This window comes from Desulfovibrio piger (assembly GCF_900116045.1).
Classification (GTDB): domain Bacteria; phylum Desulfobacterota; class Desulfovibrionia; order Desulfovibrionales; family Desulfovibrionaceae; genus Desulfovibrio; species Desulfovibrio piger_A.
The window spans coordinates 317,284-332,253 of record NZ_LT630450.1 but is presented as its reverse complement, the minus strand read 5'-3'; the positions used below and the strand labels follow the sequence as shown (position 1 = coordinate 332,253).

At 63.5% G+C, this 14,970-nt stretch carries 12 protein-coding genes; 3 read left to right on the top strand and 9 right to left on the bottom strand.

Translation table 11 applies throughout. The features are described from left to right. Positions 1-9 precede the first annotated feature (9 nt). The 9 genes from DESPIGER_RS01675 to DESPIGER_RS01635 all read right to left on the bottom strand — a co-directional run bounded on the left by DESPIGER_RS01675 (position 10) and on the right by DESPIGER_RS01635 (position 10,255). Complete coding sequence (locus DESPIGER_RS01675; protein WP_072332225.1) at positions 10-459, bottom strand: tripartite tricarboxylate transporter TctB family protein; 450 nt, start codon at positions 457-459, stop codon at positions 10-12. 62 nt (positions 460-521) lie between these two features. Beyond that, entirely contained in the window at positions 522-1,475 is a 954-nt protein-coding gene (locus DESPIGER_RS01670) for a tripartite tricarboxylate transporter substrate binding protein (RefSeq protein WP_072332222.1), read from the bottom strand. A gap of 323 nt (positions 1,476-1,798) precedes the next feature. Then, complete coding sequence (gene rfbD / locus DESPIGER_RS01665; protein WP_072332220.1) at positions 1,799-2,698, bottom strand: dTDP-4-dehydrorhamnose reductase; 900 nt, start codon at positions 2,696-2,698, stop codon at positions 1,799-1,801. 9 nt (positions 2,699-2,707) lie between these two features. Next, positions 2,708-3,262 (bottom strand): dTDP-4-dehydrorhamnose 3,5-epimerase, encoded by a 555-nt coding sequence (gene rfbC, locus DESPIGER_RS01660; protein WP_072332217.1) that lies wholly within the window; start codon positions 3,260-3,262, stop codon positions 2,708-2,710. Then, the gene (gene rfbA, locus DESPIGER_RS01655) at positions 3,253-4,149 is read right to left on the bottom strand and encodes a glucose-1-phosphate thymidylyltransferase RfbA (RefSeq protein WP_072332214.1); all 897 of its coding nucleotides are present in this window, start codon (positions 4,147-4,149) and stop codon (positions 3,253-3,255) included. The genes rfbC and rfbA overlap by 10 nt, the downstream gene beginning before the upstream one ends. Before the next feature lie 478 nt (positions 4,150-4,627). Continuing rightward, a complete protein-coding gene (gene rfbB, locus DESPIGER_RS01650; RefSeq protein ID WP_072332211.1) occupies positions 4,628-5,662 on the bottom strand; it encodes a dTDP-glucose 4,6-dehydratase in 1,035 nt (344 codons plus the stop codon). 91 nt (positions 5,663-5,753) lie between these two features. Further along, positions 5,754-6,242 carry a helix-turn-helix domain-containing protein gene (locus tag DESPIGER_RS01645; RefSeq protein ID WP_072337463.1) on the bottom strand — a complete coding sequence of 163 codons (489 nt, stop codon included), beginning with the start codon at positions 6,240-6,242 and terminating at the stop codon, positions 5,754-5,756. Between the two features lie 158 nt (positions 6,243-6,400). Then, positions 6,401-7,312 (bottom strand): glycosyltransferase family 2 protein, encoded by a 912-nt coding sequence (locus DESPIGER_RS01640; RefSeq protein WP_072332208.1) that lies wholly within the window; start codon positions 7,310-7,312, stop codon positions 6,401-6,403. Positions 7,313-7,438: 126 nt separating this feature from the next. Continuing rightward, the gene (locus DESPIGER_RS01635; RefSeq protein ID WP_072332205.1) at positions 7,439-10,255 is read right to left on the bottom strand and encodes a beta strand repeat-containing protein; all 2,817 of its coding nucleotides are present in this window, start codon (positions 10,253-10,255) and stop codon (positions 7,439-7,441) included. A 478-nt stretch (positions 10,256-10,733) separates the two neighbouring features. Here DESPIGER_RS01635 and DESPIGER_RS01630 point away from each other — a divergent pair, with 478 nt between their 5' ends. The 3 genes from DESPIGER_RS01630 (at position 10,734) to DESPIGER_RS01620 (ending at position 14,968) form a co-directional block, all read left to right on the top strand. Beyond that, positions 10,734-11,342 (top strand): recombinase family protein, encoded by a 609-nt coding sequence (locus DESPIGER_RS01630; protein WP_072332202.1) that lies wholly within the window; start codon positions 10,734-10,736, stop codon positions 11,340-11,342. Positions 11,343-11,778: 436 nt separating this feature from the next. Then, on the top strand, positions 11,779-13,545 hold the full coding sequence (locus DESPIGER_RS01625; protein WP_072332199.1) for a type I secretion system permease/ATPase: 1,767 nt from the start codon (positions 11,779-11,781) through the stop codon (positions 13,543-13,545). Beyond that, entirely contained in the window at positions 13,538-14,968 is a 1,431-nt protein-coding gene (locus tag DESPIGER_RS01620; RefSeq protein WP_083575242.1) for an HlyD family type I secretion periplasmic adaptor subunit, read from the top strand. The genes DESPIGER_RS01625 and DESPIGER_RS01620 overlap by 8 nt, the downstream gene beginning before the upstream one ends. Positions 14,969-14,970 lie beyond the last annotated feature (2 nt).

Genomic DNA, 14,970 nt, shown 5'->3' with positions numbered 1-14,970 from the left:
ACGATCCCCTTACTTGAACAGCAGGCCCACAGGCAGCGGGACCTTGAGGAAAAGCGTGAACACCGCGTAGATGAGCGCGGCCATGACAACGACCGTCAGCACGATATGCCAGCGCGGGACACGCAAAAAGGCCAGCGTGCCCACAAGATAGCAGATGCTGGCCACATAAAAGCCCGCCACATGCATGAGCAGCATGTAGACCACGCAGCCCAGGCAGATGAAGGCGAACTGCCCCCACTGGAAACCCGCGAACAGCTCGGGCAGGTCATTGCGGATGCCCGTCCGGCGGCGCAGCTGCCACAGGCAGCGGCCCAGATAGCAGGTGTTGAGGACCAGCAGGCCGGTGATGAGGCAGAGGGGATAGGTCTGCGCGTCCGGCGGCAGCTCCAGGGTCATGTACAGAAAAAAGAGCGTGAAGGCATACACCAGTGCCGTCACGCCGATATCGGATCGTTTCATGCGGACCGCCTGAATCAAAACGGCGGGAAAGGTCGCCCTTCCCCGCCTGGACATGTCGGAAATTACTTCTTGTACAGCTTGGAGACCACGTCGCGGCAGAAGATCTCCTGCGCGGCGATGAGCTCGGCCAGCTGCTTGTTGTCCTTGAAGTCAAGGCTCATGCCGGCCTTGTTGTGGGCCTCGATGCAGGCGGGGTCCTGCATGGTCTTGCGGAAGGCTTCCACATAGAAGTCCACGATCTCCTGCGGGGTGCCCTTGGGCAGCACCAGCGCGCGGGCGGAACCGTACCATTCCTTGTAGTAGCCCAGTTCGCCCAGAGTGGGCACATCGGGATACTCCGGCAGGCGGGCGGTGTTGAACACGCCCAGGATGCGCAGCTCGGGCTTGTCACCGCTGCACAGGGCGGCCACGTCGGCCACCTTGGCGCAGGAGAAGTGCACTTCGCCCTGGCGCAGGGCCAGCAGCTGGTCGGCGGTGCCGCCGTAGGGGATGGCCTTGTAGTTGAAGCCAGCGGAAGTGGCCAGCAGCTGGGCAGCGGTATGGTTGGACGCTTCCACCCCGTTGGTGGAGCAGCGCAGGTTGCCCTTGGCCTTGCAGGCATCCACCAGCTCCTTGAGGCTCTTCCAGGGGCTGTCGGCGCGCACGACCACCACGCCGGTCTCGCTCAGCTGGTTGCAGACGGGCACCACATCGCTGACGGCAAAGGTGGAACCGGGCTGCACGGCCAGGGTGGTGAAGGTGGGCAGGTTGATGAAGCCGATGGTCCGGCCGTCGGGCTTGGCGTTGACCAGCTCGGTCCAGCCGATCTTGCCGTCCCCGCCGGGCAGGTTGTTGATGATGAGGGTCTTGCCCACATATTTCTCGGCCTGGGACGCCAGCAGGCGCGCCCCCGTATCCGTGCCGGAACCGGCCTTGTAAGCCACGATGACGGTCACATCGCCGTCGGGGGTCCACGCAGAAGCCGCCAGCGGCATGGCCAGCAGGGCCACGGCCAGGAAAGCAAGGATCTTTTTCATGTTTCCTCCTCAAGGAATCTTTCGATCTATGGCGCTAAGGAAGGCGGCCGGCCAGACGGGGTGCCCGGCGGCCGTCTTGCCGCAGCATGATCCGGCAGCCCCGGCGCGACTAAACGCACGGGCAGGCGGCTCCGGGCACGTCCGGGCCGCCAGGCGCCACGGGGCCCCGCCCCCGGTGCAGGCCATCGGGACATAGGGTGTGCCGGGCATACCGATGCGGAAAAAGGCATCCTCCCTGTCCGGCCACAGCAAAAAAGCCGGAGGATATCCCTCCGGCTTTCGTTCCAGGAAACCATGACGGCCGCTGCGCGGAGCACCGGCCATCACCGGCCGGCATCGGGCACGGGCGCCGCGGGAAGGCCCAGCTCACGCGCCTGTGCTCGCATGAAGTCCGCCAGACTTTCCTGCCAGCGGGGCATGGGCGGCAGGCCGAGCAGGCGCAGCATGCGTTTTTCCAGACAGGAATTCGCCGGACGCCGGGCCGGCGTGGCATATTCCGCCGAGGTACAGGGCTCCACGCGCTGTGCCATGCCGGCAAGGCGAAAGATCTCGCGGGCAAAGCCATACCAGGTGGTCTCGCCCTCGCAGGTCAGATGGAACGTGCCCACCAGACCGGGGCGAAGCAGTATGTGCCGCAGGGCCGCCGCGACCGCACGGGTGCTGGTGGGGTTGCCGCGCTGGTCGTCCACGACCCGGAGCACCTCGTGCCCCTGCCGGGCCAGGCGCAGCATGGTATGCACGAAGCTGGGCCCGCCGGGGCCGTACAGCCAGGAGATGCGGGCGATGACATGATCCGGGCAATGGGTGCGGACCGCCTGTTCGCCCGCCCATTTGCTCTGCCCGTAGACATTGATGCCCCCATCCGGCACATCGAATTCATGGTACGGTCTTTGCCCCGTACCGGAAAAGACATAGTCCGTGGACAGGGCCACGAGCCGTATGCCGCGCCGGGCACACGCGGCCGCCACATTGGCTGATCCCAGGGCATTGAGGCGATAGGCCAGATCCGGTTCCGCCTCGCATCTGTCCACGGCGGTCATGGCCGCACAGTGGATGACCACATCCGGCGCCGTCCTGTCCAGCTGGCGGGCAAAAGCGTCTTCCTGCAGGATATCCGTCCCGGGAAGGTCCGTGGGGATGACCTCGAACCCTTCCAGTTCACGGCAAAGGGTCCTGCCGAGCATCCCCTTGCCACCGGTAAGCATGACAGTCGTGCGGGACATGGCCCCCTCCTATCCCATAAGGGCGCCACACCCGGCGCAGTATTCCCTGAAACTCATCCCCTGCCTGTCCTTGTCCGAGCAGTGCGGCCCAGCCACAGGCCAGTCCACGGCAAGATCGGGATCATCCCAGCGTATGCAGCCTTCGTCTTCGGGATGGTAGTAGTCGGTGCATTTGTAATGGAAGTGCGCCACATCGCTCAGCACGGCAAAGCCGTGGGCCAGCCCCGGAGCGATCCAGAGCTGGTGCTGGTTGGCCGCGGAAAGTACCGTACCGTACCACTGGCCGAATGTGGGCGAGCCGGGGCGGATGTCCACGGCCACATCAAAGACCTGGCCCAGCGAGACCATGACCAGCTTGCCCTGCGGGTGCTTTTTCTGGAAGTGCAGCCCGCGCAGGCAGCCCCGGCGTGACATGGAGTGGTTGTCCTGCACGAAGGGCAGGGCCACACCTTCTGCCGCGTAGCGCTGACGCTGCCAGGTCTCCACAAAATAGCCGCGCTCGTCGCCCCATACCTTTGGCTTGACCAGCAGCACGCCTTCGATGCCCGTTGCCGTCACTTCCATGCTGTCCCTCCCATGTCCACCAGTTCGTACAGGTATTGCCCGTACTGGTTCTTGTCCATCTCGTGGGCCAGGGCCCGCACATCATCGGCGGAGATGTAGCCCTTGCGCCAGGCGATCTCTTCGGGGCAGGCGATCTTCAGGCCTTGCCGCATCTGGACGGTCTGCACGAAATTGGCGGCAGCCAGCAGGGAGTCGTGGGTGCCGGTATCCAGCCAGGCCATGCCGCGCCCCATGAGCTCCACCTGCAGGAGGCCCTTTTCCAGATACATGTTGTTCAGGTCCGTGATCTCCAGCTCGCCACGGGCCGAGGGCCGCACCTGGCGGGCCATGTCCACCACGTCACCGTCATAGAAGTAAAGCCCGGTCACGGCAAAATTGGAGCGGGGCTCCTCCGGCTTTTCCTCGATGCTGGTGGCCCGTCCCTGCGCATCGAACGCCACGACGCCATAGCGCTGGGGATCGGTCACATGGTAGCCAAAGACCGTGGCCCCCTTTCCCTGTGCCATGGCATGCCGGAGCAGGGCATCCAGCCCGTGGCCGAAAAAGATGTTGTCGCCCAGGACAAGACAGGCCGGATCCCCGGCAAGAAAGTCCTCCGCCAGCAAAAAGGCCTGCGCCAGCCCTTCGGGGCGGGGCTGCTCGATGTAGGAGAAAGCGCAGCCCCAGCGCCTGCCGTCACCCAAAAGATCCTCGAACAGCGGCAGGTGGACGGGGGTGGAGATGATGGCGATATCCCGGATGCCCGCCAGCATGAGGACACTGAGGGGATAATAGATCATGGGCTTGTCATAGACCGGCATGAGCTGTTTGCTGATGCTGCGCGTCAGGGGATACAGGCGCGTGCCCGATCCGCCGGCAAGCAGGATGCCTTTGCGTTGTTGTGTCATGAGGGAGCCTCGCTCGCTAAAAACGGCCCTGCCGGGCCATCGTCAGGGGCGGATGCCGCGTTGTGCCGGGCTGCCGCGCCCCAAAGGCAGGGGGGCCACTCCTCCCCCCTGCCGCCGTGCGGCATGCACGGCCCGGGCACGGTGAGCCCGCGGCGGCTCCGCAGCCCGGAAAACCGGCCTTGCGGCTGGAGTACGGCCCGGTGCCGTGCCCGGGTGCCGCATCACACCGCTGCCGCGGAAGGTGGTACAGCAGACGGCATGGGAGAGACGGACACACCGAGAACATGCCACGCGGCACTCCCCGCGGGGACGGCAGGGAGCATGGCTGCCCCCTGCCTGCGGCATGCGGCATCCCGGCGGACACACGCCTGTGCACGACCGGCACGGCCGGCCGCACTCCGCACCGGGGACCGGGCAACTGACAGGGAGGCCTGCCCGGTCCGCATGCCGCCCCCGGTGCATCATCGCCGGGAAAATCTCATCGGGCCGCGCGCCGGCGGGCCCGCTCCATCCAGCCTTCGTGCTCCAGATACCAGCGCACGGTACGGAGCATGCCTTCCTCCAGCCCCACACGCGGCTGCCAGCCCAGTTCGTCCCGCATGCGTGCGGTATCCATGGCATAGCGCCAGTCATGGCCGGGCCTGTCGGCCACACGGCACACCAGATCCCGGTAGGAGCCGGCCTGCCGGGGGCGCTCGCTGTCCAGCGCGCGGCACAGGCTGTCCACCAGCTCAAGGTTGCTGCGCTCGCAATTGCCGCCGATATTGTAGCTGCGCCCGGGCAGGCCATGCCGCAGCACGCGCTCCAGCGCCTCGCAATGCTCCTCCACATACAGCCAGTCGCGCACGTTCCGCCCCGACCCGTACAGGGGCATGGGCTCCCCGGCCAGGGCGCGGGAGATGAACAGCGGGATGAGCTTTTCCGGGAACTGGCGCGGCCCGTAATTGTTGGAACAGTTGGTCACCAGCACGGGCAGGCCGTAGGTATGGCTAAAGGCCCGCGCCAGATGGTCGCTGGCCGCCTTGCTGGCGGAATAGGGGCTGTTGGGGGCGTAGGGGGTATCCTCCCGGAAAGGCGCGTCATCCGGCCCCAGGGAGCCGAAGACCTCGTCGGTGGAGACATGCAGGAACCGGAAGGCCTGCCTTTCCTGCCCGGCAAGGCCCTGCCAGTAGTCCAGGGCGCAATGCAGCAGGTTGGCGGTCCCCATCACGTTGGTGCGCACAAAGACGCCGGGATCGCTGATGGAACGGTCCACGTGGCTTTCGGCGGCAAAATGGACGATGGCCGAAGGACGGTGCGTGCGCAGCAGGTACGCCACCAGGTCCCTGTTGACTATGTCGCCCTGCACCAGCACATGGCCCGGATCATGATCCAGGGGGGCAAGGTTCTCGGGATTGCCGCAGTAGGTCAGCCTGTCCAGATCGATGACGGGGATGCCGGCGGCACGGGCCCGCAGCACGAAACAGGAACCGATGAAACCACAGCCCCCGGTGACCAGATACAGCACCTGCATGTCGAATGTTCTCCTTCTTCACCTTTCCCGACGGGGCCCCTCCAGCCGGCACAGCCAGGCCGTCAGGGCGCCTTGGCCGGGCCGTTGCGCGTCACATCTTGCGGGACGATGCCGCACCATCCTGCGCCGCGGCCCCGTCCTCTTCCCCGCCGGCCTGTTCCAGCCGCGCAAGGCGTTGCCCCAGGTCGGCGGTGCGCTGCCAGAGGAGCCTGTTCTCGCGGCTCAGGTCGCGGCGTTCCTCCTCCATGGCATCCAGCCGCTGCTGCAGCCAGGCGCAATGACGGCGCAGCAGTTCCCCGGCCTCGCCGCCCGCAGGCTGTGCAGCCAGTCCCGGCGCGCAGCTTGCCGGAGCGGGCTCCTCGGGGCCCGGCGCATCCGCCATGTCGCCTTTGCCGGTCATGAGCCACTCCAGACTGACGTGGCGCAAGCGGGAGATATTCAGGATGACTTCCACATTGGGGCAGTTGACGCCCCGCTCGTAACAGCCCAGTGCCCCCTTGCTGATACCGAGCTGCCGGGCAAAGGCCTCCTGTGACGTGTACCCGCGTACCCGCCGGATACGCTCACCAAGATCCTGCATGGCATCCATCCGTCCACCACCTGTAAGTCATGTGACACAAAAAAGCGTTTTTTCTGCCCCTGCGGTCATTTTTTTGGCCTGCATGCCATATTCTGGAACATGTTTGTGCCCAGAAGATACCACCCGGACGCTGCGGGGGACAGATCCGCGCGGGTGCGTCACCGTGCGCGCCGGCCCAGACGCTCCGCCACCTGCCGCAGGCTCCTGCGCGGGCCCTGGTACATGACCATGCGGCCCAGGCGTACCGCCAGCCGCAGCGGGGCGGGCAGGCGCAGGTACCACAGCCAGCGCCGCCGGCCCCCGGCCGTGAGCTCCGGCCCCAGCAGACGGGCCAGGCCCCGGCCCATGCGGGCGTAATCGTGCAGGTAGCCGCCGCCCACGCCGTGATGCTGGCTGCCCGCATGCAGGCGCCAGCGCACGAGCCTGTGCGGCACAAAGAAAAAGCGGGTGCGGCAGGCCAGCTGGCACCACAGCCACCAGTCCGTCCAGCGCGGCACCGGCGACTGCCAGTCACAGGCACGCAAAAGCTCCGTGCGCACCATGGCGCAGGAAAAGGTGGGGATGACATTTTCCACCAGCATGGGCCCGCACAGGGAAAAGTCCCGCTGCCCTGTCCCGCCCCGGCGGGCATGTCCGGCCATGACGCGCGGCACATAGCCCGTGAACCAGCCTGTGGCCGCGCCGGGCATGGGCCAGAGCTCCACATCGTTGAAGATGACCCCGGCATCCGTGCCGGCCGCGGCGGCCAGCCGCAGGGACAGGGTGTCCGGCAGCCAGACGTCATCGGCTTCCAGAAAGGCCGTCCACTGGCCGCGCGCGGCGGCCAGCCCCAGCGCCAGGGTGGCGGGCAGGCCGTGGTTGCCGCCGTCCGCATGGGTGAGGACGCGCACGCGGGCATCCCGCGCGGCGAACTCCCGCGCCACGGCCGGGGAGCCGTCCGCGGAACCGTCGTCCACAACCAGCAGTTCAAAATCCGCAACGTACTGGTCCAGCGCGCTTTGCAGGGCCTGGGGCAGCCATTGCTCATAGTTGTAGCTGGCCACGATGATGCTGACAGCAGGAGAGGACATATGCACGATCTTGCCAAATATGCCGCGGCGCCGCTCTGCCCCGGCGGGACACAGGGGCGCCGCTTTGTGAAGGCGCCCCCCCGGGGACGGGAGGGCGCCTGTATCCGTCAGTGGGAGGGATGGGGACTAGGAGGCAAAGTTAAAATCTGCCACAGTCATATCAGACAAGTCATGCTCGCCGACCAGCTTGACGACGATATCCCCACTCTGGAAAGTGGCATCTGTAGAGAGATCCTGGACGATGTAGGTATCACCACCGTACTGGAACCAGGAAAGAGCACCATTCACAGAGCCATCACCCGCAGCAGCGGCATTCAAAGCATCTTCCAGCGACTGAGCACCGCTAACGATTGCCTTATCGAAGGTTTCAGTCCCCTTGTCAGCAAAAGCCAGCTTGTCGGTACCTGCAACGAAATCAGTGATGGTCACCATATTATCGCTGCCCTTTGCGGCCGCGACGTTAAAGGTATCCTTGCCATCGCCACCGGTGAACGTGCCACCCTGCGCGGAAGAGGTAATCGTGTCATCGCCTGCGCCGGCATCCACAGTGGCCTTGCCGGCCAAGGTGATGCTATCGGCACCGGAACCGGTCTTCACGGTCAAACCAAGCTTGCTGTCGGCAGTGACACCGTTGGTCTTGATAGTCAGATCGCCAGTAGCGGCAGAACCATCGATGAGGCTAACTCCATCACCCGCAGAGCCGGAGGCACTAAAGCTCAGGGTCAGCTTCTGGCTGCCGGTGATGGTCAGGCTCTGCAGCGCATCGTCTGTTACCTGCAGCGTATTATCGCCATCACCCGCCCCCGTGGCTTCCACGGTCAGGTTCTCGATGCCATTGACGGTAAGCTGTGCGGTAGCCGCCGCATCAGCTGTTTCGTTCAGGGTCACGCTAAAGGCATCGGCATCGCCGCTAGCAGCATCTTTCACATTGATGGTGGTCATCGCCGTATTATTACCGGAAACGCGCAGATCCACTCCAGCAGCCACGTTATTTATGGTTGCTTCACTATTGCTGCCAGAAAGAGTCAGGGCTTCAATGGCGGAATTCGTCAGCAGATCGAAGTCAAACCCAGTCACTTTAGCAGTGATATCCAGGGCTTCAAAATTGTGGAACTGGGCCGCATTACCGGCATTGATCAGAGAGGCAGACACGCTATCGAAGCCATCACCGCCATCGATAACCGTAGTGGCATCCTTGGTAGAGGCCGCAACAGAACCGCTAGCAGACAGCAGAGTGTCATCACCAGCACCCAGATCAATGCTGGAGCCGGCAGCAATAACAGCCCCAAGGGTAACGACGTCATTACCGGCACCGGCATCGACCGTCACTTTATCCGTAGCATTGATGGTGAAGCTATCGTTCCCGCTGCCGGTCTGCACGTCCACAGTCGCCTCGTTCAGGTCGCCGAGGATCAAAGCGCCATTGGCAGCAGAGCCATTGATAGCCTTCAGGGCAGCCAGGTCTTCGGCCTTGAGCGTCAGTGCAGCATCACCCGTGATCGTAAGATTTTCAAGCTTCGTGGAACCGGTAAGAGCCAGGTTGCTCTTTTCACCAGAGGCTTCCACGGTCATGGACGTCGCACTCGCATCCTTGATGACAGTCTGAACCTCAGATTTTCCGTCGGCCTTGTAGCCCGTACCATCCACATGAACAGTCAGGGAATGTTCTTCCGTGCTGTTGGTGATGGTCACAGTATTCGCGTTTTCCGTAGCCCCCTTAACGGTCACGTCGGTCAGGCCATCAGCCTTAATAGTGGTAGTGCCATCGACGCCATCGAGCACCACAGACGTCAGCGTCGTCCCTTTGTCGTCGTCATCAGCATCCTTATCATTGCTGATCGTCGCGGTAGCGCCGCCCTTGATGGTGACGCTTGTCAGACTGTCGCCCGTGACCTTCGTAGTACCGGTACCAGCGGTCACGGACACAGCCTTGCCGCCATCCACAGTCGCCGCAGCCTGCCCAGCCACCGTCAGGGCAACATCCGTATTGCCGGAGGCCGTGACAGTGCTGGCGGCCTCACCACGAGCATCCCCCTTGATGGATACCACGTCAGCATTAGCGGAAAGGTCAATTTCGATCGCTCCCGTAGTGGCAATAGTGACATTTTCCACGCTCTTCATGGAGAAATCGGCAGGGAACGAGAACTTTCCTGCATCAGCAGCCGCCGCCGTATCAGTAATATTCAGCGTATCATTGCCAGCGCCACCGTCGATGGAGTCAAAAGCCCCCAAAACGGGTTTATCAGCATCATCGTTGACTGCGCTGAAAATATCATCGCCAGCAGTGCCAACAAGGTTGTCTACCCCGGCAGTCAAGGTAAAGGTCTCACCGGGCTTGCTCACCACCACCTGCTCGTCTTCGGACACAGGATAGGTGGAACCGGCGGCCACTTCGCCTTCACCGGTACCGGCGTAGGTCAGGTAGTGTTCCAGCACGCTCATGCCGGCATCGTCGATGGCTTTGGCGATCTTTTCGGCGGTCCAGTCGGTACCGTCAGGGGCCTTCTGCCCGGCATTGTTCATGGCTTCGGCCTTGGCGGCGCAGTAGTCGGAAGCATCAAAGGCGTTGGAGGGGTTCACGCCTTCGGCGGAGCCGAACTGCTGGTAGTGGGTCCAGGCGTTGTAACCCGCCGCGTTGATGAGGGTCTTTACAGTGGCGATCTGGTATTCACTGCCGGTGAACTCCTGCTTCAGCTCTTCCTCATAGTACTGTTTGGCCTTGGCGGCATAGTACTCATCGGCGTCGAAGTAGGCATTGGGGGCCACATCTTCGGCAGCGCCAAACTGCACGAAGTGCGCATAGTAGCCTTCGGGACCCACATAACCGGCACCAGCGAACGCCTCAAGCAGATCGCCCCAGCTGTAGTCAGGATCGCTTGCCTGCATCTGGGCCAGCTTGTTTTGCATGTAGACGTCAGCATCAAACCATTTGGGATTAGCCATTGTTATCCTCCGGAGGATAAGAAAAAAGGTTTTGTGCCTGTCGGCACATCCCGCATCCGCCCTGTGCGGATGCGGCCCAGAAGGGACGAACCGCCGGCCGCCCGGGTCCCGGCGGCAGTGTGCGGCCTCGTCACCAGCATGGAGGTACCTAGCCACGTCGGTCCCGGACATGTTGTCCGGCCGCACGTGCGGGGACGTCCCTCCTCCGGTGCACGGCACCGGTACGGATGACACAGGGTATGCCTCCCTCCGCTCCCGCAGCTGCGGCCTTGTGCCGCAAACGGGAGTGCCATCCGCAGATATGGGCAGGTGCGGCAGGTGCTGCCTGTGGCAGCCATGACGCACCCTGAATGCATCACTGCGGAACTGTCTCAGCGGGGTACACCCCATTGAGGCAGGCAGGCGGCGGCAGCATGCCGGAAACACACCATACCCGGCAGACAACAAAGGGATTTACAGCTTTTGAAACGGGTCTCACGTGAACATCGGATATATTCGTGTCAGCAGCTGCGGGCAGCGTACGGACAGGCAGCTGGAAGGGGTGGCGCTGGACAGGGTGTTTATGGACAAGACGAGCGGGAAAGACATGGACAGGCCGGAATTCCAGGCCTGTTTGCGTGCCCTGCAGGCAGGGGACATGCTGCATGTGCACAGCATCGACCGCCTGACACGCAGCCTGCAAGACCTGCTGGCCATACTGGAAGACATGGCGGACAGGAACGTGACTGTTAAATTCTACAAGGAAAATCTGATATTCAGCGGCGAAAGCTCGCCCTTCCAGCGCCTGCACCTGCAGATCATCGGCGCCGTGGCCGAATTCGAGCGGGCCCTCATCCGGGAGCGCCAGCGCGAGGGCATCGCCCTGGCCAAACAGCGCGGCAAATACAAAGGAAGCAAAAAACGCCTTACCGAGGACGAGATCGCCCTGCTGGCAACACGGGCCCTCAAAAACAAAGAGAACATCTTGGGGCTGGCCCGGGAGTTCGGCATCTCGCGCCAGACAGCCTACCGCTATCTGCAATACGCGCGCTGCCGCGGGCTCTCCTGTACGGCAAAAGTGCTGCCGGACATGGATGAGCTCCTGTAACCACCCGGATTGCTGCCACTATTTGGGGGAGTAAAAAAAAATTGACAATCGTTCGCAATGTAGGATAATTGAATCAACTCGTCTGGATTGCCTCAATGGGGTGTACCCCGCTGAGACAACGCTGCCCTGGCAGGCAGCAACGACGGTTTGCACTGCCCGGAATGCTCCGGCAACCTGTTCCAGGAGAGATAAAAAAAGAGATAACCGTATAACTTTTTTAATTTTTTTGATGCCATTATTTTGTTGCGGCCGCAAGCATTTTTCTTGTGGTCTTTTTGGCGTTGGTTTGCCTTCTGGACAATCAGGGGCTTCCTGCGTATAGTGCGCCCTGCAAACCGTCGCCCGGGGGCCTCCCTGCCAGGTCTTCCATGGTCCCCACGCTGCACAACAGGCGTCCTTTCCCGGGGGGCGGCACTACCGCCGGATATGCCCCCACATGCAAGAATTTTTGCGCTCGTGCAGGTATTTTTTCGGATATGCCTTTTTTTTCAGCATGTTCATCAATATCCTGCAACTGACCTTTTCCATCTACATGCTGCAGGTCTATGACAAGGTCCTGACCAGCTACAACCTCTCCACCCTCGCCGTCATCACTCTTGCCGCCGTCATCTGCCTGGTCGTGCTGGCCCTGCTGGAGTGGATACGCTCCCGCCTTCTGGTGCGGGCGGGCATCGCCTTCGACAACATGCTCAGCGCCACCGTGCTCGGCATGAACCTCAGGCATGCCGCCGCCGCTCCGGGCGGGGCCGCCAGCCAGGGCAACCTGCGCGACGTGCAGCAGCTGCGCAATTTTCTTGGCGGCAACGCCGTGTTCGCCTTTTTCGACCTGCCGTGGATGCCCATCTACTTTGCCCTGATCTTCGTGCTGCATCCGGCCCTGGGCTGGGTGGCCGTGGGGGGCGGGGTCATCGTCTTCATCCTGGGCGTGCTGACCGAACGCCTGACCCGCACCCGCCTGGAGAACGCCACCCGCCTCAATGCCATGGCCGCCGGGTTCACCGGCGCGGCCCTGCGCAATGCCAGCATCGTGCGCGCCATGGGCATGGTGGGTCATGTGACCGCGCGCTGGCGCCGCCTCAATGACGCCGTCATCGGCCTGCAGACCCGCGCCAGCCACAAGGCCGGCCTGCTGCGGGCCGTGAGCAAATCCCTGCGCACCGGCCTGCAGGTGGCCATCTATGCCGTGGGCGCCTATCTGACCGTCATGCACGAGTCCACGGCCGGAGTCATGATCGCGGCCTCCATCGTCATGGGCCGCGCCCTGGCGCCCATCGACCAGGCCATGGCCACCTACAAGCAATCGCTGGATGCCCGCAGCTCCTACAGGCATCTGAAAAAGCTGCTGGACACGCCTCCCGCCCCGCCTGTCATGGATCTGCCCGCCCCCGCCGGCGAGCTGACGGCGGAAAACCTGTTCCTGACCATCAACGGCCGCCCCCTTGTCCGGGGGGTCTCGTTCCGCCTGCCTGCCGGGCAGAGCCTGGCCATCATCGGCCCCAGTGCCGCCGGCAAGTCCACCCTGTGCAAGCTGCTGCTCAGCATCTGGGCGCCCACCGCCGGCAAGGTGCGCATCGACCGCGCCGATATCCACAGCTGGGACTCCGAGAAGCTGGGCCCCTACATCGGCTATCTGCCGCAGGATGTGGAACTTTTTGCGGGTTCCGTGGCCGAGAACATCGCTCGCATGGGCGACGTGGACAGCCAGAAAGTCATCGCCGCCGCGCAGATGGCCGGTGTCCACACCATGGTGCTGGGCCTGCCCAAAGGCTATGACACCCAGATAGGCGAACACGGCGCGGCCCTTTCCGGCGGCCAGCGCCAGCGCATCGGGCTGGCCCGCGCTCTGTACGGCGATCCCCGCCTTGTGGTGCTGGACGAGCCCAATTCCAACCTGGACGAAGAGGGCGAGCAGCAGCTGGCCCGCGCCGTGCTGAACCTCAAGCAGCGCAAGGCCACCGTGGTGCTGGTCACCCACAAGCCCAGCATCCTCAACATCGTGGACAACATCATCCTCATGCAGGAGGGCCAGATAGCCCTTTCCGGTCCCCGTCAGGCCGTGCTGGAAAAACTGGCCGCCATGCGCCACCAGCAGGAACAGGCCGCACAGGCCCGCGTGCAGCAGGAAAAGCTCGCCCGGCAGCAGGCATTGCAGAAACAGCAGGAAGCCCTGCAAAAAACGCAGGAGGCCGGCGGCAATGCCTGATACGTCCCCCAACGAAAATACGCCCCTGGAGACCACAGGGCGCACCATCGCCCGCATCACCCCGGCCAAAGTCCCGGCCGGCACGGCCGGCACCGGCCACGGTGAGGACCGCGACCCCGGCAGCAGGAAAAACAGCGCCATCGAGGATCCCCGCAGCATCATACGCCAGGGGCTGGCGGTGATCCTGCTCTTTTTCGGCGTGCTGGGCGCCTGGGCCTTCTGGGGCGAGATCAGCGGCGCCGTGGTCGCCCCCGGCAAGATCAAGGTGGAAAGCGAGCGCAAGACCGTCCAGCATCTGGAAGGCGGCATCGTGGACACCATCCTCGTGCGCGAAGGGCAGGACGTGGCGGAAGGCCAGGTGCTGGTGGAACTGGAATCCGTGCAGGTGGATGCCTCGGAGAACATGCTGCAAAAACAGCTGGTGGCCCAGTGGGCCGCGCACTCCCGTGCCCTGGCCGAAAAATCTTTCAGCGACGAGCTGGTCTGGCCCGATGGCCTGGTGGAGCTGGCCCGCACGGTGAACAGCGCGGACGTGCTGGACAACGAGCAAAAGATCTTCCAGGCCCGCAAAGAGGCCCTGCGCGGCCAGCTTTCCCTGCTGGAGACCCAGATAGCCCAGCTGCAGGCCCAGGTGAGCGGCTTTGAGGACCAGGTCAGGGCCGAGACCACCATCATCGGCACCCTCAACGAGGAGCTGCGGGCCAAGCGCCAGCTTTACAAGGAACGCTATCTGGAAAAATCCCAGATCCTGGAACTGGAACGCAACCTGGCCAGCCATATGGGCGAACGGGGCCGCCTGCGCCAGGCCATCGCCGAAACGAAGCAGCGCGACGCCGAATTGCGCCTGCGCATGGAAGACCTGCGCAACCGCTTTGTGGAAGAAGCCACCAGTGAGGCCGGAAAACTGGAAAACGACATCATCCAGACCCGCGAACGCATCCGCCCCCTGCGCGATGCCAAAAAACGCCTGCAGGTCAAGGCCCCTGTCAGCGGCAAGGTGGTCGACCTCAAGGTCCACTCCCGCGGCGGTGTCGTCCGACCGGGCGAGCCCCTGATGGACATCGTGCCCCACGATACCCCGCTCATCGTGGAGACCCATGTTCCCATCAACAAGATCACCGAAGTCTACATCGGGCAGGACGCCCTGGTGCAGCTGGATGCCTTCGATACGCGCATCGTCCCCCACATCCCGGCCAAGGTGACCTATATCTCGGCCGACCGCCTGGAGGACAAGACCGCCGCAGGGACCACGCCCTACTATCTTTGCTATGTGGTCATCGACCCCCAGGCCCTGAAGGATGCCCAGCTCTACCTTTCGCCCGGCATGCCCGCCACGGTGTTCATCACCACCAGGAAGCGCACGGTGCTTTATTACATGTTCGAGCCCCTGCTCAAAAGCTGGGATCGCGCCCTGCGGGAGTGACG

Bases quoted from the DNA above. Each gene is read 5' to 3' on its own strand.
- rfbA (WP_072332214.1), bottom strand. From the start codon at position 4,149: ATGACACAACAACGCAAAGGCATCCTGCTTGCCGGCGGATCGGGCACG.
- DESPIGER_RS01620 (WP_083575242.1), top strand. From the start codon at position 13,538: ATGCCTGATACGTCCCCCAACGAAAATACGCCCCTGGAGACCACAGGG.
- DESPIGER_RS01625 (WP_072332199.1), top strand. From the start codon at position 11,779: ATGCAAGAATTTTTGCGCTCGTGCAGGTATTTTTTCGGATATGCCTTT.
- DESPIGER_RS01670 (WP_072332222.1), bottom strand. From the start codon at position 1,475: ATGAAAAAGATCCTTGCTTTCCTGGCCGTGGCCCTGCTGGCCATGCCG.
- DESPIGER_RS01675 (WP_072332225.1), bottom strand. From the start codon at position 459: ATGAAACGATCCGATATCGGCGTGACGGCACTGGTGTATGCCTTCACG.
- rfbC (WP_072332217.1), bottom strand. From the start codon at position 3,262: ATGGAAGTGACGGCAACGGGCATCGAAGGCGTGCTGCTGGTCAAGCCA.
- rfbB (WP_072332211.1), bottom strand. From the start codon at position 5,662: ATGCAGGTGCTGTATCTGGTCACCGGGGGCTGTGGTTTCATCGGTTCC.
- DESPIGER_RS01635 (WP_072332205.1), bottom strand. From the start codon at position 10,255: ATGGCTAATCCCAAATGGTTTGATGCTGACGTCTACATGCAAAACAAG.
- rfbD (WP_072332220.1), bottom strand. From the start codon at position 2,698: ATGTCCCGCACGACTGTCATGCTTACCGGTGGCAAGGGGATGCTCGGC.
- DESPIGER_RS01645 (WP_072337463.1), bottom strand. From the start codon at position 6,242: ATGCAGGATCTTGGTGAGCGTATCCGGCGGGTACGCGGGTACACGTCA.
- DESPIGER_RS01640 (WP_072332208.1), bottom strand. From the start codon at position 7,312: ATGTCCTCTCCTGCTGTCAGCATCATCGTGGCCAGCTACAACTATGAG.